Origin of the sequence: Paenibacillus whitsoniae (genome assembly GCF_003955665.1) — a bacterium.
Taxonomy (GTDB): Bacteria; Bacillota; Bacilli; order Paenibacillales; family NBRC-103111; genus Paenibacillus_E; species Paenibacillus_E whitsoniae.
On the sequence record NZ_RXHU01000012.1, the window covers coordinates 41322 to 62964 of the forward strand.

A 21643-nucleotide genomic window follows, 5' to 3' on the forward strand; every position below is an offset into this window, starting at 1 on the left:
CTGAACTTACTGAAGAAAAGGAGCTCCTCTTATGGCAACCCCCTTACATTGGAAAAAATCACTGTGGATTCTATGGGGTGCTAACTTCTCCATTACGTGCGGCATGAATCTGGTTCTGCCCTTTCTGCCGCTGTACATCGGCGAGCTAGGGGTACACCGCGTCGAGGACGTTGTGCGCTGGACAGGCTGGATCGTGGCCGCTCAGTTCATCACGTCTTTTCTCACGCAGCCCCTCTGGGGCGCTATTGCCGATCGCCGCGGCCGCAAAGTCATGCTGCTGCGCGCCGGCTTCGGCATGGCGATCTGCACCGCGCTGATGGGGCTGGTCACCGAGCCCTGGCAGCTCTTGGCGCTGCGTCTGCTCAACGGCTTCTTCTCCGGCTTCATCTCGATGGCCGTATCCTTGCAGGCGTCGCTGACGCCGCCCGAGCATTCCGGCAAATCGCTCGGCACGCTGCAGACCGGCGCCATTGCCGGCACCCTGATTGGGCCGCTGATCGGCGGCCTCCTGGCCAGCTTTCTCGGCTACAGCCACGTGTTCTTCTTCACCGGCGCCTTGATGCTGTGCGCGAGCGTCATCGTGATGGTGTTCATCCGCGAGGAACGCAAGCCGCCGAAGGAGAAAAAAGCCCGGCAGCGGACGCCGTGGCGGCTGTTCCGCCCGCTGCTGCCCGTGTTCGCGGCTTCGCTGATCACCCAAATCGGCATGATGAGCATCGAGCCGATCGTGACCGTCTACGCGAAGACGCTGTATGCCGGCAAGCATCTGGCGCTGATTGCCGGGCTGATCGTGGCGCTGACGGGCATCGCCAATCTGTTCGGCGCCCCGACGCTTGGGCGGCTTGGCGACCGCATCGGCCAGCGGAAGACGCTTGTCATCGCGCTGACGATGGCGGCGCTCGCTTTTCTGCCGCAGGCGCTGGCGCCCGGCGTCGGCCTGCTGCTGTTCGGCCGCTTCATGCTTGGCCTGTTCATCGGCGGGATGATTCCATCGCTGAACGCGCTTGTGATGAAGCTCGCGCCGAGTGAAATCCAGGGCACGGCGTACGGCTTCAACACGTCTTCGCTGTTCCTGGGCAACCTGCTGGGCCCGCTGATCGGCAGCCATTTAGCCGCGGAATTCGGCTTCCGCTCCGTGTTCTATGTCACGATGAGCGTTTTGCTCGTATGCGCGGGGTTTGTGTATATGAGCCGTAGCCTGGATGTTACTCGACGGGCGGCGGAGGGGTAGGCGGGATAATGCGAGAGGAAAGCCCACCGGTTCTCAGTGGAATCGGCGGGCTTTTTGCGTGCGTGCTACCCGTGCTTTTCCATCGCCTTTTCGCAGGGGCCAAAGCCATTTCTTGCATAGAACGTGGTACTGTTGGTGCTCGGCTATATGTGATACGGTTCCTGCCCGTTTTTTCGAGGTTACGGGAGCCTGTGGCGCAGAATAGATTTAAGAGGGGTTCACCACTCTTATTTTCCGAATTTGTGGCCGGAAGCGGGAATTAGGAGGGGGGGCATACACTTACAGCAACTCTCGGATAGGGGTTGACTGGGCGGCGGCTACCGAGTAATGCAAGAGGAGGTCACCCCCTCCTCTTTCTCTAGCGCACGGGTTTACGCCCAAGGCTCCAACGCGCCGCCAAGAGCAGCAACAGCAGCCCCACGGTGACGCAGCGCGACACCACTAGGAAAGCGCCTGTAGTCAGCATAAAAGCCAGCACGACGTGCAGCGCGGCATCCAGTATCAAGCCGAGCCCGAGCAGCAGCGAGAAGGTGGTGAGTTTGCGATGAACAGCGGGATCCGCAAAGCGAGCGGTGTGGCCCATTTTAGCGGCTCGAAGCACGGTGAGAAGCAGCGGTTTTTTCGCCAGGGCGGAGCCGGCGAAGGCGAGACCGATCGTCCCCGTGATCAGGGGATGATACAGCTTGAGCGGCAAGGAGCCGCCGCCGGTCAGCATCGACAGGACTAGGGCGACGCTAAGCCCGGCAATGCCCATAACGCCGATCCAATCGACGCGGCGCGTTCTAAGCATCGTAGCGATGACCCATACGACCGGCACGCAGGCACTGATGGCCAGCGCGGCGGTGTCTGACGCAACGGCGCCGTGCAGCCAGTTGTAGATGAGCAGCGGCGCGAGCCAGTTGGCGGCGAGACTGGGTACGATTTTTTTGATGAGCTGCGTGGAATTGAACTTATGCTGAGCACGTTGAGACATGCGGTCACTCCCTTTTCGTTATGGTGTGCGTTTCCGACACTCCCATCATAGCGCAGCACCCCCCAGCTCAGCGCCAATCCCCGGATGGATTCTGCATCGCAGCGCTCTCTACCTAACGATAGAGAATGTGTGTTTGACTAGCTTTTGACCGGCTAAAGCCCTACAATGTTGTACAAATGCGCATCCCACTGCTGTCAACGGAGTTGATCTCTATGTCTGTCAAAGCCTTCCCTTTCGCAGGGAGGCTGCTCATTGTAGCCGCGATCCTATTGTTTCTGTTAGGCGGAAAACGCGTATTTCTCGGAGATGCGCTGCAAATCTCGCTTCATCTCCTCATCTGGGTTTCCTTTACGACGGTACTCTTTTTGCCTAAAGCATGGCGTACGCTCCCCCGACTCACCGCAGCCATCGCGCTGCTGCTGATTGAAAGCGCCGTCGGATACTTCTGGCTGCGCGATACCAGCTTCATTTATATCGGCGTCATCGTGCTGATCTCGACGCTGCTGCAAGTTCAGATGACCCGCTCCGCCGCGCCGGTGATTTTGACGCTGTTCGTGACGGGCGCGCTGTACATCCGATTCGGCCGCGCCGACCTGTTCAGCGCGCTGTCATTCGTGCTGCTAGCCGCTGCGCTCTACCTCAGCATCCGCAGCCGGTTGCAGCGCAACGAGACGAATGCCCGCAATCGGCAGCATCTCATCGATCTGCAAGCGGCCTACGCACAGCTGCAAGAAGCTTCGGTCAAGGACATGCACTATGCAGTCCTTGAAGAGCGCACCCGTATTGCCCGAGACATCCACGATGCGGTCGGGCACAGTTTGACTTCCCTCATCGTACAGATGCAGGCGATGCGCTACATGCTAAGCCGCGACCCGGCCAAAGCGGCGGAGACGCTGGACAGCATGCTCGCCGTCACCAGGCAAGGCCTGACGGACATTCGCACATCTGTCCACGGCCTTGCGGACGACCAGTCGGAGTCCGGCCTGCTTCCGGTGCAGGTGCTGCTCGCCCGCACGAGCGCGGCAGCCTCGATCCGTACCGAGCTCCATGCGCCCATCCGTGAGGATGAGCTGGATGCCGTCACTTCTCGCCTCATTTTCAGTGTCGTCCAGGAGGCGCTGACGAACACGGTCCGCCATGCCGAAGCATCGGAGGTGCAAGTCCGCTTAGAGCAGCATTTCAACCACTGGTTGCTCCGGATTCAAGATAACGGCGCCGCAGACGCGCGACGCACATTCTCCGAAGGCTTCGGCCTGCACATGATGCGCAAGCGGCTCGAAGAACACGGCGGCACGCTCAAGTGCCGCGTGCTGGAGCCGGTCGGCTTTGAAGTGACCGCTCATATCCCTTTCAACGAGGAGGACTTACCCGACGATGAATCCATCAACAACAATCCAAGTCATGCTCGTCGATGACCAGACCCTCATCCGCCAAGGCTTCGGCTATGTGATTGGCGTGCAGCCCGATATGGCGCTGGTCGGTGAAGCCGCGGACGGCGAGGAGGCTGTGAAGCTGGCCCTTGCCGCTGAGCCCGACGTCATCCTCATGGACGTTCAGATGCCGCGGATGACGGGCATTCAGGCGACGCAGGCCATTCTGGCTCAAAGGCCGCAGACAAAAATCGTCATTCTCACAACGTTTAATGACGAAGCTTACATTTACGAGGGCATCCGCGCAGGCGCGGTCGGCTACCTCCTCAAGGACGCCGATACCGAGGACATGCTCGCGACCGTCCGTGCCGTCTACCGCGGCGAAGCCGTGTTCCGCAGCGGCCTCGCGGCGCATGTGCTGACCAAGCTGGCGACCTCGACCGCCGCCGCAGTGCCGGCACAGCAAACCGAGCTGGCAGAGCCCTTGACCCCCCGGGAGAAAGACATTCTCCAGGAGATGGCTTACGGGCTGCGCAACGACCAAATCGCCGCGAAGCTGTTTATCAGCGAGGGCACGGTGAAGACGCATGTTCATCATATTTTGCAGAAGCTCGGCGCCGAGGACCGTACGCAAGCGGTCGTGTACGCCCTGCGCAACGGGCTGGCCCAATGACAAAAAGCCGCTCTCAAGCAGCGGCTAAATGAACCAGCAGAAATTCGGCACATCGCTTTGCTAGCGGCCCTTTTTAAACCCAGCTCACAGCTTCTCCGAGCGAAGCAGAGCATTTTTTTGAACCTCAATCGCGCGATCGATTTTCGCCGCTTTGATTTTGCTGACGTAGCCGTCGAACGCCTCAAGCGGCTCTACGCCTAGCATGATTTTGAGCGACATCTCGTCCACCAACGTCGTAATGTAGAGCATAATGGAGGAAAACTCCGCATTCTCCAATTCCGTCCGCGGGACCAGCGGGATCATGTACGCATCGGTATCCGTATCCGCCCATAAGCGCACGGCATCTCGCTGCTGCGGCAGGGTGAAAACCGCAAAAAAGCACCGAACCACGTGAATTTCACATGATTTGGTGCTTATTTAGCGCTATTTACAGGCCGAAAATCGCATCGATGACCGGCTTCGTCGTACCGCCTGGGTACATCACATACAGCAAAATGTAGACGATTACGCCGGTTGGCGCGGTTAAGAGCCAGACAATCGCGGCCACGCGGCCGATGCGCTTATGTTGAAAGAACTTGTTCTTGTACGCATACCACAACGTGATGAGCCCCAACACACCACCGAGCGTCGCCAGCGCGATATGGAAGAACAGAAACAGGTGATACGGCAGCTTTAGGCTTTCCGGTCCACCGAAGGACGTATTGCCTTCAAACAACGTGCGGGACATATAGATGAGGAAAAAGGCCAGAGCGAAAATCGCACCGAACACCATCAGCTTTTGATGTGTTTCCCGATTTCCTTTCACAATGTGATACCAGCCGAATCCGACAAAAATGGCTGAAATCACAATAAACATGGTCGAAATCGTGGGTAAAATGTGCATGCGACTATTCCTTTCTGCTTATGCGCGATTCCAGTTTGCGCTTTGATTGTTCTCCGATGCTTCATTAGGGTTCAAATCGTCCTCATCCCGGCGCTCTCTGCGATACCAGCGGAAGAAAATATAGGCGAGTGTAGATCCGTAGATAATCTCTTGCAATATTTTCATAATGACACCGCCCAACTGCTGATCGTCCAGAGGGGATAAATGTGCGAACGGAACCGTTACATTATCATACATATTGTAGATAATTGTATCAGCAAAAATAATAAGTGCACAAGCTGGCGTAAGCAGCACGCCGTTACCGAAAATGTAGGCCATTTTCATCAGTTCACTCAGACGCACCAGCTCTGGAGCCGGACAGAAAACCGGGAACCACATCATGAAAGCCGTAAATAAAAGCACGCTGTGATAGGCAAGCAGCCATACATCGTTATTCATCAGATAATCCATAATAAATGGCATATGGTAAATGGAAAACAGCATGTTAAACATAAACAAAGCAATGAGCGGCCGCGAGAAAAAAGAAAAGATTCCACGGAACACCATGTTCTTCATGCAAGCCATCAGCAGCCAGCCCGGCGTGCCCACCCAGATTAGAATCGGCACAACAAGGTACAGCAGCGTCTGCTGGAGCATATGCATACTGAACAGATAGTGATGGCCGATATAGTTGATCGGACTACCTTGCCCAATATAGAACAGAGCAAGCCCTGCGTAAAAGGAGCACCGTTGTGCAAGCGAAATTGGCGCACGATCTGTGGAACTCCCATTTCCTTTTACGACAAATCGACTATACAAATAGCCAATTACCAAGACGACCAACAGCACAACAGGACTCCACAAATCAAAAAAACCACCAATCTGACTCATACCCGTACGCTACTCCTTTCAATCAATCCGAATGAAAACCGATACATTTCCGATTAAAAAAAGAGGAGGCACTTTGCCTAGACAAAGTTGCCTCTTCCCACTTCCTACCACCATACCCAATATACTGCCGTAATAACCCCGGTTAAAGCAACGATTGCGCCGCCGCCGATAAAGATCAGAGGGAACAAATGCCCTCTTTCTTTAGCGTGCATCCAGAAGAACAATTGAATGACGGCTTGCACAATTGCCAAGGAAACGATAAAGATCAAGATAAACGAACGATCCAGATCGCCGTAAAGAACAACTGCAAAAGCCAACATGGTAAGCAGGATCGAAATAATGTAAGACAAGTAGTGATTTGCAGGCGATTCATGCTTAACGCGTTTGCTAGGTGCGGATGTATCATGAGAGTTGCTCATTTTAGTGACCCACCTTCCCCATCAAGTAAACGACCGTGAAGATAAATACCCAAACCAAGTCGATAAAGTGCCAATACAGACCGGCGACATAAAACTTTGGAGCGGTTACGACTGTGAGGCCTTTTTTCAAGCCTTGCAGAATGAGCAGCGTAATCCAGCACACCCCGAACGCAACGTGGGCACCGTGGAACCCGACCAACGTATAGAACGAAGTCGAGAATGCGCTTGTTACGAACTTGTGCCCTTCATGTACATACTCAACGAACTCGTAAATCTCAAGGCCAAGGAACGTCAGACCTAACAATACAGTGACAACCAACCAGCCAAGAACTTGCCCAAGCTTATGTTTGTGCAGCGCCATCGTAGCGAAAACACTCGTCAAACTGGATGTCAAGAGAATGAACGTGGACCAGCCTACCGTTTTCAGCTTGAAGATTTCTTCCGCTGTCGGGCCGTCAGGCACCGAATTGCGCAGTGCGATATAGGTTGCGAATAAGCAACCGAACAAGACTACCTCGGCGCCCAGGAACAACCAGAAGCCAAGAACTTTATTTTTCCCTTCGAGGGTAGCCGTTTCCGGATTAGCAGGCAGTGCGCCCGTGTGATGAGTACTCATGCCTTTACCCCCTTATGATCGTCTTCCAGTTCTTCCGGTTCAATGTGCCAACCATGATCGTCGTACACAGAACGAAGGAACATGCAGATTAATGTAACGATAATGCCGGCAGCGGCTACATAGTAGTTCTTGTACATAAAGCCGAAGCCTGCGATGAACAAACCGACCGACATAGCAAGCGGTAGAATTGAAGCGGAAGGCATGTGGATGGAACCCACTGGCTCAGCCGGTGTCATTTCTTTATTACCTGCCATTTTCTCTTTCCATAGTGCATCATACCCACGAACGAGCGGTGTTTGTTTGAAGTTGTATTCAGGTGCAGGAGAAGAAATGGTCCACTCCAGCGTACGGCCATCCCATGGATCGGCGAGTGCCGTTTTTGGTTTTCTTGCTGTCGTAATAATGTTAATCAAGAACACAATTGTACCTACGCCCATGAAGAACGCACCAATCGTTGAAACTAAGTTACCCACTTCAAGATCGTGCCCCGGCTGATACGTAAATACGCGGCGCGGCATTCCCATCAAACCGAGGAAGTGCTGCGGGAAGAACGTCAAGTGGAAGCCGATAAAGAACAACCAGAAATGCAATTTGCCAAGACCTTCGTTCAGCATGCGGCCGAACATTTTTGGCCACCAGTAGTACATCCCTGCGAACAAGCCAAGTACGAGTCCGCCGACAATTACATAGTGGAAGTGAGCGACAACGAAATACGTATCATGATACTGGAAGTCAGCTGCTGGAATCGCAAGCATAACCCCAGTTGTACCACCCATAACGAACGTTGGAATAAACGCTGTTGCGAAAATGTTCGCTGTTGTGAAACGGATTTGCCCACCCCACAGTGTGAACAACCAGTTAAAGATTTTAACACCAGTAGGTACGGCAATCGCCATTGTTGCGATCGAGAAGATCGAGTTCGCTACTGGACCAAGACCTGCTGTAAACATATGGTGAACCCAAACCATGAAGCCCAAGAAGCCGATCAACACGGTTGCAAATACCATGGAGCTATATCCGAACAGGCGCTTTTTCGAGAAAGTAGGAACAATCTCCGAGATAATACCGAACGCTGGAAGAATCAGAATGTAAACTTCGGGATGCCCGAAAATCCAGAACAAATGTTCCCAAAGCACGTTGTTGCCGCCTCTGGCTGCATCAAAGAATGCACCGCCAAACACACGGTCAAACATCAACTCAACTAACGCAACTGTAATTGCCGGGAAGGCAAGCACGATCAAACCGGATGTTACAAACGCCGCCCATGTGAACATCGGCAAACGCATATACGTCAGACCAGGCGCACGCATATTGATAATCGTTACGAGGAAGTTAATCCCCCCGATTAGCGTACCGATACCTGCAATTTGCAACCCGAGTACGTAGAAGTCCGTACCTTGAATATTGTTTTCAAGTGTTTGAGCCCAGCCTGTATCCATAATAGTGGATAGCGGAGCATAACCCGTCCAACCTGCATCAGGTGCGCCGCCCAAGAACCAGCTCGTGTTCATGAGCACGCCGCCGGCGAAGAACAGCCAGAAGCCAAGTGCGTTAACGAAAGGGAACGCAACGTCTCTAGCACCGATTTGCAGAGGTACGATGGCATTCATGAATGCGAAGATGACCGGCATGGCTGCGAAGAAAATCATCGTGGTACCATGCATCGTCGTCAATTGGTTAAATGCGTCGCCTACGAAAATGTGTTGATCCGGGTAAGCAAGCTGAATCCGAATTAGGATCGCTTCAAGTCCGCCGATTAGGAAGAAGAAGCCGCCCGCGAGCAAATACAGAATACCGATTTTCTTATGATCGACGGTTGTAAGCCAATCCATCAGACCGGTACGTTTTTTTACTGGATGAGAGTGAGCCAACGTATGAACCTCCTTACATCAAGAGTTTATTTCAAAGTTTGAAGATACTTGACGATTTCGTTGATTTGACCGTCATCAAGTTTACCGCCTGCTTCTTTACCGAAGGCCGGCATTTTGTTGCCTGGTTTCTGCTCTTGCGGATTATGTATCCAAAGCGCCATGTTCTCAGGCGTATGTTCCAGAATGCCAGCAAGCGTATCACGATCAGCAAACCCTTTCAGGTTAGGAGCAACCCCTGGGCCGCTAGCGTTAACCGCGTGACAGGACATGCAATTTTCTTTGAAAAGCTCTTCACCTTTCTGAGCAGTTGCCGGCACAGTTGCAGGTGTTTTCATTTTATTCACCCATGCATCGAAGTCCGCTTGGGATTTAGAAGTCACTGTAAAGTTCATCAAGGCGTGAGATGCGCCGCACAGCTCCGTACATCTGCCTTGGAATGTAGCGATTTCATCGGCCTGCAGGTAAAGCGTATTGCGAATTCCTGGGTTCGTATCGACTTTACCGCCGAGGGATGGCACCCAGAACGCGTGGGATACGTCTGCAGAAACAACGTCGAATGCAATAATTTTATCCTTCGGAATAACAAGCTCTTGTGCAGTCGCAATGCCAAGATCAGGATATTCAAATTGCCACCAGAATTGGTGAGCGGTTACTTTGACATGAACGGCATCTTTGTCTTGGTTATAGTTCTTGGAATGTTTAAATGTGTAGGATACTGTCGGAACCGCAAGCACCAACAGCAGCAGGATCGGAATAACCGTCCAGATAATTTCCAGCACATGACTTCCTTCAACTTGCTTAGGAATGCTGTTGTCTCCAGCGCGTTTGCGGTAGCGGACCAGCACATAAGCATAGATCGCAAAAACGACAATTACGACAAAAATCATAATGAAAAGACTTAATTTCATTAGGAACAGCTGCTCTGATGCTACTGGACCTTTAGGCTTTAAAGCAGACAAGGTTGGGTCTCCACACCCGGTTAGCATGAACGTCATCACCGCTAAAAGGGGTAGCAGACGCCAGAACTTTTTCAATTGACTCATTGTATCAACCCCACTTTTAAAACAATATTTTTACCACGAAGGCCATGCCCATGTCAATTCACTTTAATAACTATAAATTCGTGAAAACTTTTTGTCAATCGCTGTAGAAGAGTTCACAAATTGTTCTTAAACAGCGTCCTGTAGCGATATATTTCCCTTCATGGTTATTTCCATACGCCTCCCTCTTTATGCATTTTCGCCTTTATTTGTAAGTGCGAATATTTCAAGGGAAACATCTCATCCTAATCTCATCAAGACTTAAGGAGGTCAACAAGATGCTCAGGAAGTTAGGTTTTCCGATTTATGGAATGATATTCCTCCTGTTAACATTACCTGCTTGCGGATACGAGAAACGCGATTATGGCAGGGATGCTACAAATGTAGCCCATGGCAATTACGGATCTCCCGTCTCCGACGCCGATCACCAGACGCGTGCCTATCAAACACAGCAGCTGACCGGCCCCGTGTCGCACAATAATAAAACAATGGCATACAGCCAGTTTTTGTCGGATCAAGTGAATGCGGTCCCCGGCGTGAATACGGCTGTCGTCGTCACGACGGATCAGAATGCGTATGTCGCTCTCATGATTGATCACAGTGCCGTCGGGACAAAAGGGACAACCAAAGAAACAAATAATGCTGGAACAACAAAGGGCATGTACAATGATACCAAGCCCTATGACGACTCCATGCCGCGCAATGATTTGAATAACGGCTTTAACAGCTACGAAACCGCTGTGCATCATGAACTGTTGTCCCACCGCTTCAAGCAGGAGATCGCAGAAAAGGTTCGCCAGCTTCAGCCGAATCTGATGGATGTCTATATTTCTGCGAATCGAGACTTCCTCAACAAGATGAATACCTATGCGCAGGAAACTTGGAAGGGACATGATCTACATCCGCAGCTTACAGATTTTAACCAAACTGTAACGCGCATCTTCGGCACCGCTCAACAGCTGCCGCAGGACTAAGGCTCATATTTTTCTTCTATATAATGTAGAATTTTTTTCAATCCTGGCCGGCTCCTGTTTCTATTTGTCGGCCATTCCTGTACAATGAGGGAATCGTCTTCAAAGTCCTACAAGGAAAAAGGGAGCTGGCTAATTACCCATGTCAAATGGATTTGCCCTCATGGGCATTCAGGACAGCATTGTCCAAACGCTGCACAATCAAGGAATCACTGAACCCACACCGATCCAACGTCAAGCGATTCCGGTTGTTTTGGAAGGCAGCGATGTCATCGCACAAGCACAAACAGGTACAGGCAAAACGCTTGCTTTCGTACTGCCGATCCTTGAAAAAATCAATGTTCAAAGCCCTGAGGTACAGGCGCTGATCTTGACACCGACTCGCGAACTCGCCATTCAGATCAGCAATGAACTCAAACTGCTCGCTCCAGTAACAGGTGCGGGTGTCCTGGCAGCATATGGCGGTCAAGACGTAGAAAAACAGCTTAGAAAGCTTCAAGGAAACATACATATAGTAGTAGGAACACCGGGCCGGCTGCTGGATCACCTTCGCCGCGGCTCCATCAATTTCTACAAACTTAAGGTGCTTGTCCTCGATGAAGCCGATCAAATGCTGCATATGGGCTTTTTGCAGGAAGTCAGGGACATTATCTTGCAGACATCGTCCAACCGGCAGACGCTCCTGTTCTCGGCTACAATGCCCGGGCAGATTGTCAACCTTTCCAAAGCTTATATGAAAGAACCGAAAGAAATTAAAATTCAGAGCAAACAAGTCACGCTTGATGAAATCAAGCAAGAATTAATCACGACCACGGATAAAAACAAGCTGAATGCACTTTTAGCTGCGATTAAGGATCACAACCCTTATTTGGCCATGATTTTTTGCAAAACGAAAGCCAGAGTCATGGAAGTTAATGAGTTTCTGCAAATTAACGGGATGAAATCCGACGAACTGCACGGCGATTTGTCGCAGTCGAAGCGCGAACAGGTCATGAAGCGCTTCCGTGAAGGGCGCGTCGAGCTGCTCGTCGCAACCGATATTGCCGCACGCGGCCTGGACGTCGAGGGCGTGACGCACGTCTATAATTTCGATATTCCGCAGGACGCGGAAAGCTACATTCACCGCATCGGCCGCACGGGCCGTGCCGGCGATACGGGAGTTGCTGTCACCTTCGCAACGACTAGAGAAATTCCTGCCATTGAGCTCATCGAAAAAGGCATCAAAATGTCGCTGCGCGGCGAGGAGTCGACGCAGCGGAAGGTGCGTGTGAGCCGTGAAGAGGACTACGGCACGGAAGGCACTGGCTCTGCGCGGCGCGGACGCGGGCGCAGCGACCGGGGAGCGCAGGAGCGCGGCACGCGCGGCGGCGGCCGTTCCGGCGCGCGCGAGGTGCGGCGCGGAGGTCGCGGCGCCGATGCGCAGTACGGCGCAGGCCGCCAGGCCGGCGGCCGTGTGAGCACGGAGCGCAGCCCGGACACGTGGGGCCGCGCGCCGCAGGCGAGCGAGCCGGCGGCAAGCCAGGCCGCCGGGAAAGGGCGCGTCACGCGTGGACGCGCCGACGGAGCGGATCGCGCCGCGGAGAAGGCGCGGCCGCGGATCGACCGGCGCAGCGGTGCTGGCGCCGGAGAAGGCGCGCGCACCGCGGGCTACGAGCGCCCGGCGCGCGGGAGCAGCGGCGGCGCAGCTTCGCGCGGGCCGCAGCAGTACGGCAGCGGCGCTTCGCGCGCCCGCAGCGAGGAGCGCAGCCCGCGGGGCGGTGCTGCGCGAGGTGATGCCGCCCGCGGCGGAGCGTCTCGCGGCGGCGGGCGCGGCGATGATCGCGGCCCACGCGGTGGCGCTGCGCGGGGCGACGCGACCCGCGGAGGTTCACCGCGCGGCGGCCGCAGCGGCGGCAAACGGTAAGGGAAGCGTTTTCGACTAGGCTTTACCTGGATTCTCTCCCGTAGTAGAATAGAACTACGCCCTATTTTCACTTACAAAAATCGTTTCATACTTTTTCACGCACGTAGGATTTTACCCCCCACCACAACAAAGGAGGTATGTTCCATGTACGCATTAAGGGATAAGGAAATGATTTTTGTCTTCACCGGACCGCATGGTGCCGGTCGCAAGACAGTTGCCGAAATGTCAGGTTCCACCCTCGGAATCAAACAGGTGATTTCGTACACCACCCGGCCTCCGAAAGCTACGGAGGTGGATGGTCAGGATTATCACTTCATCTCCCCGGGCCAGTTCGCCAAAGCGCAAGCCGAGGGAGAATTCATCGAGGTTAGCACCGTCAACGACCATTTATACGGCATCAAAAGCAAAGACATCGAAGAGATGTTTCAGCGCAGCGGCTCTATTTACCTGATTTTGAACCACTCTGGCGCCGAGACGCTAAAAAACCTGTACGGTGACCATGTTGTTCAGATCTTCATCTATGCGGAGCGCGAAACCTTGAAACAGCGGATGAAAGAAAGCGGCGATTCCGAGGAAGTCGCCAGCAAGTATCTCTCCGATTTTGAAAAAGAGCTCGCTTACCGCGATCGCTGCGATCACGTGTTTGAGAATGTGGATTTGGCGCATACGGTATTCGATCTAACGAAAACGTTGGATAAGTACCTGAATCGCAATCTGCTGGAACTTGATTAATCACATAGGTACGAGGCATGAAGGGGCCTGGACGAATTTATTCGTCCGGGCTTTTTGCAGATAGCCGCTGCAGCAACCGCAGCCGTACCAGCAGTAGCAGCAGCCGTACCAACAGCCTCGGCAAAACTGCAATAAAGCAGGCATTTCGGCTCGCTTCACCTTCTGATTGAGAAATACCTGTAAAAAGGCAGGCATTTTGGCCAAATTGCGCCAGTTATGAGGATTTCGATGAAAAAAACTGCTTTTTTGCAGGCATTCCGTTCATCAACGTCAATTCACGACAAATTCCTGCTTTTTTGCAGGAATTTAACGCGTATGACGTTGTCCAAGACGTTGCCACTGACATTGTCTGACGTAGTCGTTGGCTGCGTCTCCACTTTGAAAGGATTGAATTCCAATGAAAATACTTTCCATTGAACCTACGCCCAGTCCGAACTCCATGAAGCTCAACATGGACGAAGCGCTCCCGGCAGGTCGACGGGATACGTATACGAAAGCGAATCGCGCCCAAGCTCCTGCTTCCGTGCAGGAACTGCTCGATGTCCCTGGCGTGCTGAGCGTGTTCCTTGCCGCCGATTTTATTGCGGTCGACCGGAATCCGAAGGGGGACTGGCCGCTCATTCTCGGCCGCGCGCGGGAGATCTTCGGCGAGGCGCAGCCTGCCGAAGGCGGCGCAGCCGCGCCGATCCAGCCGCAAGCCGACACCGCCTTCGGAGAAGCCCAGGTGCTCGTGCAGATGTTTCGCGGCATTCCGCTTCAGGTGCGGGTGCGCGCCGGCTCCGAGGAAGCGCGCGTCGCCATGCCGACGCGCTTTACGGAAGCCGCGGTCCGCGCAGGTACGGCCTCGCCGAACCTGATCAAGGAGCGGAAGCTCGAAGAGTTCGGCGTGCGCTACGGCGAACTGAATGACATCGCGGGCGAGATCGTCCAGGAACTGGACGCGTCGTATGACGATGCCCGCTTGGAGGAGCTCGTCTCCCGAGCAATGCAGGAGACGCCAGATGCCCCTGAGGCGCCGGAGACCGCAGGGGACGCGGATGTGAGCGCAGCGGCGGAGCAGCTGCGCAGCCCGGATTGGAAGCTGCGCTACGCCGCGCTTCAGAAAATCCAGCCGTCGCTGGAGACGCTCCCGCTGCTCGTCCATGCCTTGCATGACGAGAATACGTCGATCCGGCGACTGGCGACGGTGTACCTCGGGGACATCAAGGAACCCGAGGTTCTGCCTCATCTGTATCGTGCCCTCGAGGACGATACGCCTGCCGTTCGCCGGACAGCGGGCGACACGCTGTCCGATCTGGGCGACCCCGCCGCGATTCCGGCGATGGCGAAGGCGCTCGCGGACCGCAACAAGCTGGTCCGCTGGCGTGCGGCGCGCTTCCTCTACGAGGTCGGCGACCGCAGCGCGCTCGACGCATTGCGCGCCGCGGCGGACGATCCGGAATTTGAAGTCCGGATGCAGGTCAAAATTGCGCTGGAGCGCATCGAGGGCGGCCATGCCGCTGAAGGCTCGGTATGGCAGCAGATGACGCGGCGGAACGAACAGTAATTATACAGGAAAGGCTAGTGAGGGAGCGATGCGCTTCGCCCCTTCCCTAGCCTTTTTCGTTCAAAGAGCGCGATGGGAGCGTCACTTTGCGAAATTTTCGAAATACAAAATCCTCTCCAGAATCGTCGGATGCGACCCCCGGAACCACTGCACCAGCTTCGGCTGCGTGACGGGACTCAAATTCTCCTTGGCGATCTGCTGGAACGCATGAATGGCTGCTGTGCCATCCCCCGTCATGTTCATCGCATAAACGTCCGCCCGATGTTCGATAACGCGGGAGAACGCATTTTGCAGCGGCGCCGAAATGAAGCTCATCAGCATCATGAGCAGCAACAGCATCGGCAGCGCGGCCAGATCGCGTTCGCCCCGAAGGCCGATCGACGCTCCGAAACGCTGCAGCATCCAGCGAAACGCATGGAACGCCAGCCAGAAACCGACGAAGCTCAGCGCTATGCCATAGGCCAGGCCCCAGTAGATATGCCTCTCGGCGTAGTGGCCCATCTCATGCGCCATGACGGTGAGAATCTCCTCTGGCGTCAGCTTCTGCAGCGTCGTATCCCACAGCACAATGCGGGCATTACCGCCGATGCCGCTCACATAGGCATTGATCGCGTTCGTGCGCTCGGACATGTTCACCTGATACACCTGATCCGCGGGAATATGCGCCTGTGCAGCCAGATCGAGTATCTGCCGCTTAAGCTGTTCATTGTGCAGCGGCTCGAATTTGTTATACAGCGGATCGAGCACGACCGGCTGAATAAACGTGACGAAGACGATCAGCGGAATCGAGATCCCCCACAGCCAGAGCCACCAGCGCTGCGGGCTCCGTTTGGCTACCGCACGGTAGATGCCGACCATGACCAGTGTGCCGAGCAGCGAAATCAGAAAGGATTTCGCATGATCGCTCCAGAACATGCCGATCGTCTCCGTTGAAATGCCGTATGTATGGTCGATGCGGAACAGCAAATAATCGATCGGCAGGAACAGCACGTCCGTCAACAAGTTGAACAGGAGAAGGAATAGCCCGAGCTGCAAAATTCCCGACCTTGTAACTCGCTCCGCCAGGTTGCGGAACCGGACAGCCATTCCGAACAATGCCACCGTAATGCCCATCTGAAGCGGCACGCTGATAAAAAACGACAGTGAATGAATCCGAGAGAGCGACTCCGCCTTATGAATCTGCGCTGCAGTCATGAAGGTGTGCGGATCCGCCGCAGTGCCGACGAGCGAAGCAGGAATGTGGAACAGATCTCCCCTTAGAAAGATCATCGCTGCAATCAAACAATAGCTGATAAATGCCGCTACACAACCGATATAGAATTGTTTCATGATGATCCCTCCAAGGCTAGTCTATGCGGCAAGCTGTGGAGATATTTCATCCCCCGTCTTGCAATCGTAAGGGCACCGTGATGTAATGACATTAACGATCAACTACTTAACTAATGGAGTGTCTTCCCTTGCGTAAAATCACGCTAAGTTTGCTGGGGCTGGGAGCAGCCTCGCTCTGTGTCTATGTGGCCGAGTCCGTCTCGCCAGCCGGTGAGCACATCCGGCCGCCAGTGGCGGTTAGCGCCGCTGCGACGGCCGCGGCGTCGCGGGTGGCGCTGTCGGCGGATACGCCAGTGGCGACGGCCGCAGCGACGGCGGGCGTCGCGGGTGGCGCGCACGCTGCCGGGCCTGCCGCGGCAAGCGCGGTGGCGGGCCCGGCGGAGCCTGCGCAGCCCGCGGAAACAGCGCCCGCGCCAGCAACCGGCGCTGCGGTGGAGCCGCTGCGCGCCATTCCGGCGCTGACGCAGCTGCCGGAGTTGCCCAACGGCTGCGAGGCCGTCGCAGCCACCATGCTCTTGAATTGGGCCGGACTGCCCATTTCCAAAGAAGACGTCGCCGCCGCGCTACCGAAGGGCGAGCTGCCTTACACCAACGAGGATGGCGCCGTGGTCGGCGGCAATCCTCGGGATGTGTTCGTCGGCGACCCTTTTGACGTCGGCTACGGCATTTACCATGCGCCCATCGCCGCGCTCATGAAGCAGTGGCTGCCCGGGCAGATCGAGGATATGACCGGGATCGCTTTTGCCAGTCTGCTCGAGCTCCCCGCCAAAGGCAGACCAGTCATGGTATGGGCGACCGAACATATGGACATGCCGTATCTCGACCTGGAGTGGGAGGACTCTGATGGCGAGCTCGTCGAGTGGTATCAGCCGGAGCATGCCCTGCTGCTCGTCGGCTCTGACGACGAATACGCCTACCTGAACGACCCGATGACTGGGCGTCAGGAGGCATACGGCTTGGACGATTTCGACCGGGCATGGGAAGCGATGGGATCGCAGGCGATCACGGCCCGACAGGCAAAGCTGTAGCCGATGCGGCTGTGCGCTCCGGTATTCGTCGTGGGAATGCGTCGCCGGTATGCGCCTCGGGTATGCGTCGCGGTCGTACAACCCCTCTCCTCCAATCTAGGCTATGGTGGCAACTGGTCGCTTGACCGGACAACGTCAAGCAAGTGAAAGTTAAGCGGCTTTGTGTGCCATGAAATGGAAAACCTCCCGTTTATTTCGTCTGATAACGGCTCTCGTGCAAATTCAACTGGAAAACCTCCAGTTCAATTTGGCTGTTTTCGGAGATTAACTGCCAACCGGGCAAATGTACAGGAAGAATTCCAGTTCATCTCCCCGATTTGGGCGAAAACGAGAAAATGAACGGGAGAAATTCCAGTTCATTAGAAGGAGCGACGGCAAATTAGCCCGGCTAGCTCCCCGCCACAGCACACAAAAAGCATGAACCCGCCCAAATGGCCGTTTTCATGCTTTTGTCTTCATAGCGGGTCGAGCTGCACCGCCGCCTGCTTGCCGCTCAGCTGGATGCCCGTCTGCTTGCGCCCGACCGCGCCGAGCTCCTTCATAAGCGTCTCCAGCAGCGACTTGGCCTGCGGCCCTTCCTTGCCGGAGATTTTGACGACGAACAGCACGGCATCCCCGCCGCGCAGAATGCGCTCCGCCTGGCTTCGTTTCGTCTCCAGATCGTGGTCCTCGATCTGCGGCGTCAGCCGGATCTCTTTGACCTTGGACGGCTGCTCTTTTTTGCGCGCCTGCTGCGCTTCTTGCTTCGCCTGCCCGCTCCCGATCAGCTTGCACGGCGGCGGGAAGCTCATCAGCGAGGTGCAGACGAGGTCAACTTTCAACGCCTTCGCAAGCTTGAGCGCTTCCTTCGTCGAGACAATGCCAAGGTCTTCGCCGTTTACGCCCGTCAAACTGACCTCGGACGCTTTAATTTTTTCGTTCATGAGCATCATTGTGAAACCACCTGATCTTTCGCTATAATGAAACCCAGCTAGCACCAGCGTCCCCCTACATGCCTCCATGGTGAAATGGAGAGGGACAATTGGGGTGCTTAAGGTTTTTCATGTTCAATGGGATGAGAAAAGGAGCTGCTTTCGCGAGTATGAATAAGAAACAATTAGAAGAGCAAATGATGGAAAATTTTAAGCGGGAAGAGCATATGATGATTCTCGTTTTTGCCCAGTGGTGCATCAATCACGATCTCGATCCCGAAGCGCTGTACCGTCAAGCGTACCCGGAGCAGCCGAACAATGAAGCGCTGCAAAAGGCGATGGAGCTGACCGTGCCCAAAGAGGAAGCCGGCGACGTCGCTGACGCCACGCTGCTTGGCGTGCTGTCCCTGTTCGGCAACGAGGACTTGGCGTATATCGTGACGCAAGAGATTGAGAAGCGCGGTCGCAAGCTGCGTTAACATCGCATGGTTCGATGGTGCGCGCGTATACACAGACCGGCACTATGAAGTAAATTCCAACGACTGCCATGCACCGGTGAAGCAATGCATGCCCAGGATTCTCGCGCGTTGGAAGCTCCGCTCGCACAGAACCCGTCAACCCTTACCCCGTCAAACGCGGGCGCAACCGGAACATCTCCGCCAGCAGCTCCAGTGTCTGGCGCCGGGTCTCCGCCCGATAGCCGCCGGTCACGACCATCACCTCGTCGACCCCATAGCTGTCGGCGATGCGCCGCAAGCCGTCCCGCACCTGCGACGGGTTCCCGATAATCATCCGCGATCGGTTATCGCGAATCCGGGTCTGATCCCAGTCCGAGTAGACGTACGAGGCCGCTTCCTTTGGCGATTTCACCCCGGTGAACTCGCCTTTTTCCATTTGCAGAATGCGCAAATCGATGGACGTCGCTTGCTCCTCCGCTTCGGCGGTCGTCTCGGCGCACAACACATAGATGCAGACCGTCGCCTGCGGCACGACATTGAGCGCGGACGGCTGGAAAGACGAGCGGTAGCTGCGCACCGCCTGCTGGCCACCCGCCCCGTTGATAAAATGCGCGAAGCAGAACGCTGCGCCCACCTGCGACGCATACACCCCGCTCTGTCCTGTGGACCCGAGCAGCCACACCTGGGGCATCGATTCCACCAGCGGGGTGGCGCGAATGCCCTCAAACACATGACCGGGTTCGATCGTATCCGTCAGGAACCCGACCAGATCCGAGACTTGCGCCGGGAACCGCTCCAGTCCCTCAAACAGATTGGCCTCTGCGCCCCGCAGCGCTTTGGCCGTATGCGGCGTGCCGCCCGGCGCCCGCCCGATGCCGAGATCGATACGGCCCGGGTACAGCGCCTCGAGCATGCGAAAATTTTCCGCGACCTTGTACGCGCTGTAATGCGGCAGCAGCACGCCGCCGGAGCCAAGCCGAATGCGGCTTGTGCGGGCGGCAAGCGTCGAGAGCAGCACCTCGGGCGAGGAGCCGGCAAGCCCCTGCGAGTTATGATGTTCCGACACCCAGAACCGGGTATAGCCGAGCCGGTCGGCAAGCTGCGCAAGCTGAACGGTCTGTTGGACGGCTTCCCTATGACTAACGCCGGCGGACACCGGCGATTGATCCAGAATGCTTAATTTCAGCATCGTCATCCCTCATTTCCAAGTTGATTAACGGTCGGATGGTAAATTCCATTATACAACGGCAGACGCACAAAAGAAAAAACGGACAACCCCGTTTAGGTATTGTCCGATTATTCTGGCATTTTCACTATACGTTTCTTATTAAAAGTGTATGGCTACAACGTAACTTTATGACTTTCCGTTTGCGTGCCCGTTTTAATGGAACCGGTACGACTCGCCCGACGCAGCCCGATGGTCCGCACGGCGAATAGACAGAGGAGCAGCAGCGCGCCGCCTGCCGCAAGTCCAGCCAGCACATCGCTCGGATAATGCACGCCGAGGTAAATCCGCGTGAGACTGATAGAGGCGATCAGCACCGCGGTCAGCGCCGGAACGAGCCAGGCGAAGCGCCATTTGTCCCGCACATTGATCCAGATCAAGTACCCGACCAACCCGTAAAAAAAGCTCGATACCATCGCATGCCCGCTTGGAAAGCTGAACCCATCCTCCACCACAAGGAAATCCAGCGGACGCGCCCGCTCGAATATCCCCTTGAGCCACGTGTTCAGAGCCCATGCCGCAACGGTCCCGATGAGCAGAACAAGCGTTTCCCCTCTTTGCTTCCATTTCAGCAACAGCACAAGCGCGACAATGACGAACACGATGGCATCCGTGACGCTTTTGCCAAGCATCGTGACGCCCTCCGCCACACTAGTCAGCCCTTCATTTCGCACACTATGTACAGCGCTTCCAATCCGCACGTCGAATTGATGCAGCCAATCCGCGGAAAGGCCTGCCGCCAAAACGATAAATCCAATCGCCAACAAGACCACCGCTCCAACTTCCCATACCCGCGCTAACCGTCTTGTCTTCTCCATCCTGATCTCCCCTATTCTGATCTTAACTGCCCATCTGACTTATTCCCCAGCACGCACCTTTCGCTTCTGCATCCGCCCTCGCACCAACAGCGGCACAATGGCAAAGACGGCATACATGACGACAGCGCCGAGAAATTTGAAGGACCAAATATCGTGGAGCGAAGCCCCGAAAACGTTATACACAATCGCGCCCGGAATAATGCCGATCATCGTGCCCCAGGTGTAGTCCCAGAAGCGGATTTTGGATAAGCCCGCGCCATAACTGATCCCGTCAAACGGAAAAAAAGGCATCAGCCTCATATATAAAATGACCATAAAGCCCTTCTCTTCGGCTTTTTGATCGAAGGACAGCAGCTTCTTGCTCTTGAGAATGCGTTGAAAAGCGCCTCTTCCCCACCTCCGGGTGATGTAAAAAGAGAGCAGCGCCCCGGCCCCCGCGCCGATAAAATCATAGACGGTGCCCCAAAACGCACCGAACACATAGCCGCCGTAGAGCGTCAGCGGCGTCGCCGGAAACAACACCAGCGGCCGCAGCGTGTAGGCAATGATATAGAGCAGTCCGCCAAGCGGCCCTAGATCGCGCAGCCAGCGTGTGACCCAATTCAAATCCAACTGGTGCCAGACGCCGGTCCATTTTAAAATCAATAAGGTCAATGCCGCAGCAGCAAACCAGCCTGCCAGCAGCCAAAGCGGTTTTGAACGCGCCATGGCCCGCCTCCTTCAATGCCAATTCCTTTTCTAAGCTCCATCTTACACAATGTGAGCATCCCCTCGCA

General features: G+C 55.2%; 22 protein-coding genes. 9 read left to right on the forward strand and 13 right to left on the reverse strand.

What is annotated here, in order from left to right:
* Positions 1-31: 31 nt before the first annotated feature.
* Complete coding sequence (locus tag EJQ19_RS03625; RefSeq protein WP_126139832.1) at positions 32-1231, forward strand: MFS transporter; 1200 nt, start codon at positions 32-34, stop codon at positions 1229-1231.
* Between the two features lie 358 nt (positions 1232-1589).
* Here the strand turns inward: EJQ19_RS03625 and EJQ19_RS03630 are convergent, their stop codons facing one another.
* Entirely contained in the window at positions 1590-2204 is a 615-nt protein-coding gene (locus EJQ19_RS03630) for a VC0807 family protein (protein WP_126139833.1), read from the reverse strand.
* 212 nt (positions 2205-2416) lie between these two features.
* Here EJQ19_RS03630 and EJQ19_RS03635 point away from each other — a divergent pair, with 212 nt between their 5' ends.
* Positions 2417-3619 (forward strand): sensor histidine kinase, encoded by a 1203-nt coding sequence (locus tag EJQ19_RS03635; RefSeq protein WP_164716294.1) that lies wholly within the window; start codon positions 2417-2419, stop codon positions 3617-3619.
* Complete coding sequence (locus EJQ19_RS03640) at positions 3579-4247, forward strand: response regulator (protein WP_126139835.1); 669 nt, start codon at positions 3579-3581, stop codon at positions 4245-4247. The genes EJQ19_RS03635 and EJQ19_RS03640 overlap by 41 nt, the downstream gene beginning before the upstream one ends.
* An 84-nt stretch (positions 4248-4331) precedes the next feature.
* On the opposite strand, the gene EJQ19_RS03645 is transcribed toward EJQ19_RS03640, so the two are convergent.
* The 7 genes from EJQ19_RS03645 to coxB form a co-directional block, all read right to left on the reverse strand.
* Positions 4332-4637 carry a hypothetical protein gene (locus tag EJQ19_RS03645; RefSeq protein WP_126139836.1) on the reverse strand — a complete coding sequence of 102 codons (306 nt, stop codon included), beginning with the start codon at positions 4635-4637 and terminating at the stop codon, positions 4332-4334.
* A gap of 37 nt (positions 4638-4674) precedes the next feature.
* A complete protein-coding gene (locus EJQ19_RS03650) occupies positions 4675-5130 on the reverse strand; it encodes a DUF420 domain-containing protein (RefSeq protein ID WP_126139837.1) in 456 nt (151 codons plus the stop codon).
* Between the two features lie 18 nt (positions 5131-5148).
* Positions 5149-6000, reverse strand: a complete 852-nt coding sequence (locus tag EJQ19_RS03655; protein WP_126139838.1) for a cytochrome c oxidase assembly protein — start codon at positions 5998-6000, stop codon at positions 5149-5151.
* A 104-nt stretch (positions 6001-6104) separates the two neighbouring features.
* Positions 6105-6419: a cytochrome C oxidase subunit IV family protein gene (locus EJQ19_RS03660; RefSeq protein WP_126139839.1), complete on the reverse strand. Its 315-nt coding sequence runs from the start codon at positions 6417-6419 to the stop codon at positions 6105-6107.
* Between the two features lies 1 nt (position 6420).
* Complete coding sequence (locus tag EJQ19_RS03665; RefSeq protein WP_126139840.1) at positions 6421-7035, reverse strand: cytochrome (ubi)quinol oxidase subunit III; 615 nt, start codon at positions 7033-7035, stop codon at positions 6421-6423.
* Complete coding sequence (ctaD, locus tag EJQ19_RS03670) at positions 7032-8906, reverse strand: cytochrome c oxidase subunit I (protein WP_126139841.1); 1875 nt, start codon at positions 8904-8906, stop codon at positions 7032-7034. Before ctaD ends, EJQ19_RS03665 begins: the two co-directional genes overlap by 4 nt.
* A gap of 26 nt (positions 8907-8932) precedes the next feature.
* On the reverse strand, positions 8933-9949 hold the full coding sequence (gene coxB / locus EJQ19_RS03675) for a cytochrome c oxidase subunit II (protein WP_126139842.1): 1017 nt from the start codon (positions 9947-9949) through the stop codon (positions 8933-8935).
* Between the two features lie 275 nt (positions 9950-10224).
* Here coxB and EJQ19_RS03680 point away from each other — a divergent pair, with 275 nt between their 5' ends.
* The 4 genes from EJQ19_RS03680 (at position 10225) to EJQ19_RS03695 (ending at position 15098) form a co-directional block, all read left to right on the forward strand.
* Positions 10225-10920, forward strand: coding sequence for a hypothetical protein (locus EJQ19_RS03680; RefSeq protein ID WP_126139843.1), 696 nt, complete (start codon positions 10225-10227; stop codon positions 10918-10920).
* 139 nt (positions 10921-11059) lie between these two features.
* Positions 11060-12820: a DEAD/DEAH box helicase gene (locus EJQ19_RS03685; protein ID WP_126139844.1), complete on the forward strand. Its 1761-nt coding sequence runs from the start codon at positions 11060-11062 to the stop codon at positions 12818-12820.
* Positions 12821-12964: 144 nt separating this feature from the next.
* Positions 12965-13552: a guanylate kinase gene (locus EJQ19_RS03690; protein ID WP_126139845.1), complete on the forward strand. Its 588-nt coding sequence runs from the start codon at positions 12965-12967 to the stop codon at positions 13550-13552.
* A 397-nt stretch (positions 13553-13949) separates the two neighbouring features.
* Positions 13950-15098, forward strand: a complete 1149-nt coding sequence (locus EJQ19_RS03695) for a conserved virulence factor C family protein (RefSeq protein WP_126139846.1) — start codon at positions 13950-13952, stop codon at positions 15096-15098.
* A gap of 81 nt (positions 15099-15179) precedes the next feature.
* Here EJQ19_RS03695 and EJQ19_RS03700 read toward each other — a convergent pair whose 3' ends face one another.
* A complete protein-coding gene (locus tag EJQ19_RS03700; protein WP_126139847.1) occupies positions 15180-16427 on the reverse strand; it encodes a M48 family metallopeptidase in 1248 nt (415 codons plus the stop codon).
* 128 nt (positions 16428-16555) lie between these two features.
* On the opposite strand from EJQ19_RS03700, the gene EJQ19_RS03705 reads away from it, so the two are divergent.
* Positions 16556-17455, forward strand: coding sequence for a C39 family peptidase (locus tag EJQ19_RS03705; protein ID WP_164716295.1), 900 nt, complete (start codon positions 16556-16558; stop codon positions 17453-17455).
* A gap of 455 nt (positions 17456-17910) precedes the next feature.
* Here the strand turns inward: EJQ19_RS03705 and infC are convergent, their stop codons facing one another.
* Entirely contained in the window at positions 17911-18384 is a 474-nt protein-coding gene (infC, locus tag EJQ19_RS03710; RefSeq protein WP_126139864.1) for a translation initiation factor IF-3, read from the reverse strand.
* A 152-nt stretch (positions 18385-18536) separates the two neighbouring features.
* Between infC and EJQ19_RS03715 the strand changes: the two genes are divergently transcribed.
* Positions 18537-18845, forward strand: coding sequence for a hypothetical protein (locus EJQ19_RS03715; RefSeq protein WP_126139849.1), 309 nt, complete (start codon positions 18537-18539; stop codon positions 18843-18845).
* Between the two features lie 142 nt (positions 18846-18987).
* Here the strand turns inward: EJQ19_RS03715 and EJQ19_RS03720 are convergent, their stop codons facing one another.
* The 3 genes from EJQ19_RS03720 to EJQ19_RS03730 all read right to left on the reverse strand — a co-directional run bounded on the left by EJQ19_RS03720 (position 18988) and on the right by EJQ19_RS03730 (position 21575).
* On the reverse strand, positions 18988-20013 hold the full coding sequence (locus EJQ19_RS03720) for an LLM class flavin-dependent oxidoreductase (RefSeq protein WP_126139850.1): 1026 nt from the start codon (positions 20011-20013) through the stop codon (positions 18988-18990).
* Between the two features lie 152 nt (positions 20014-20165).
* Positions 20166-20867 carry a phosphatase PAP2 family protein gene (locus EJQ19_RS03725; RefSeq protein WP_126139851.1) on the reverse strand — a complete coding sequence of 234 codons (702 nt, stop codon included), beginning with the start codon at positions 20865-20867 and terminating at the stop codon, positions 20166-20168.
* Between the two features lie 39 nt (positions 20868-20906).
* Entirely contained in the window at positions 20907-21575 is a 669-nt protein-coding gene (locus tag EJQ19_RS03730; RefSeq protein WP_126139852.1) for a TVP38/TMEM64 family protein, read from the reverse strand.
* Positions 21576-21643 lie beyond the last annotated feature (68 nt).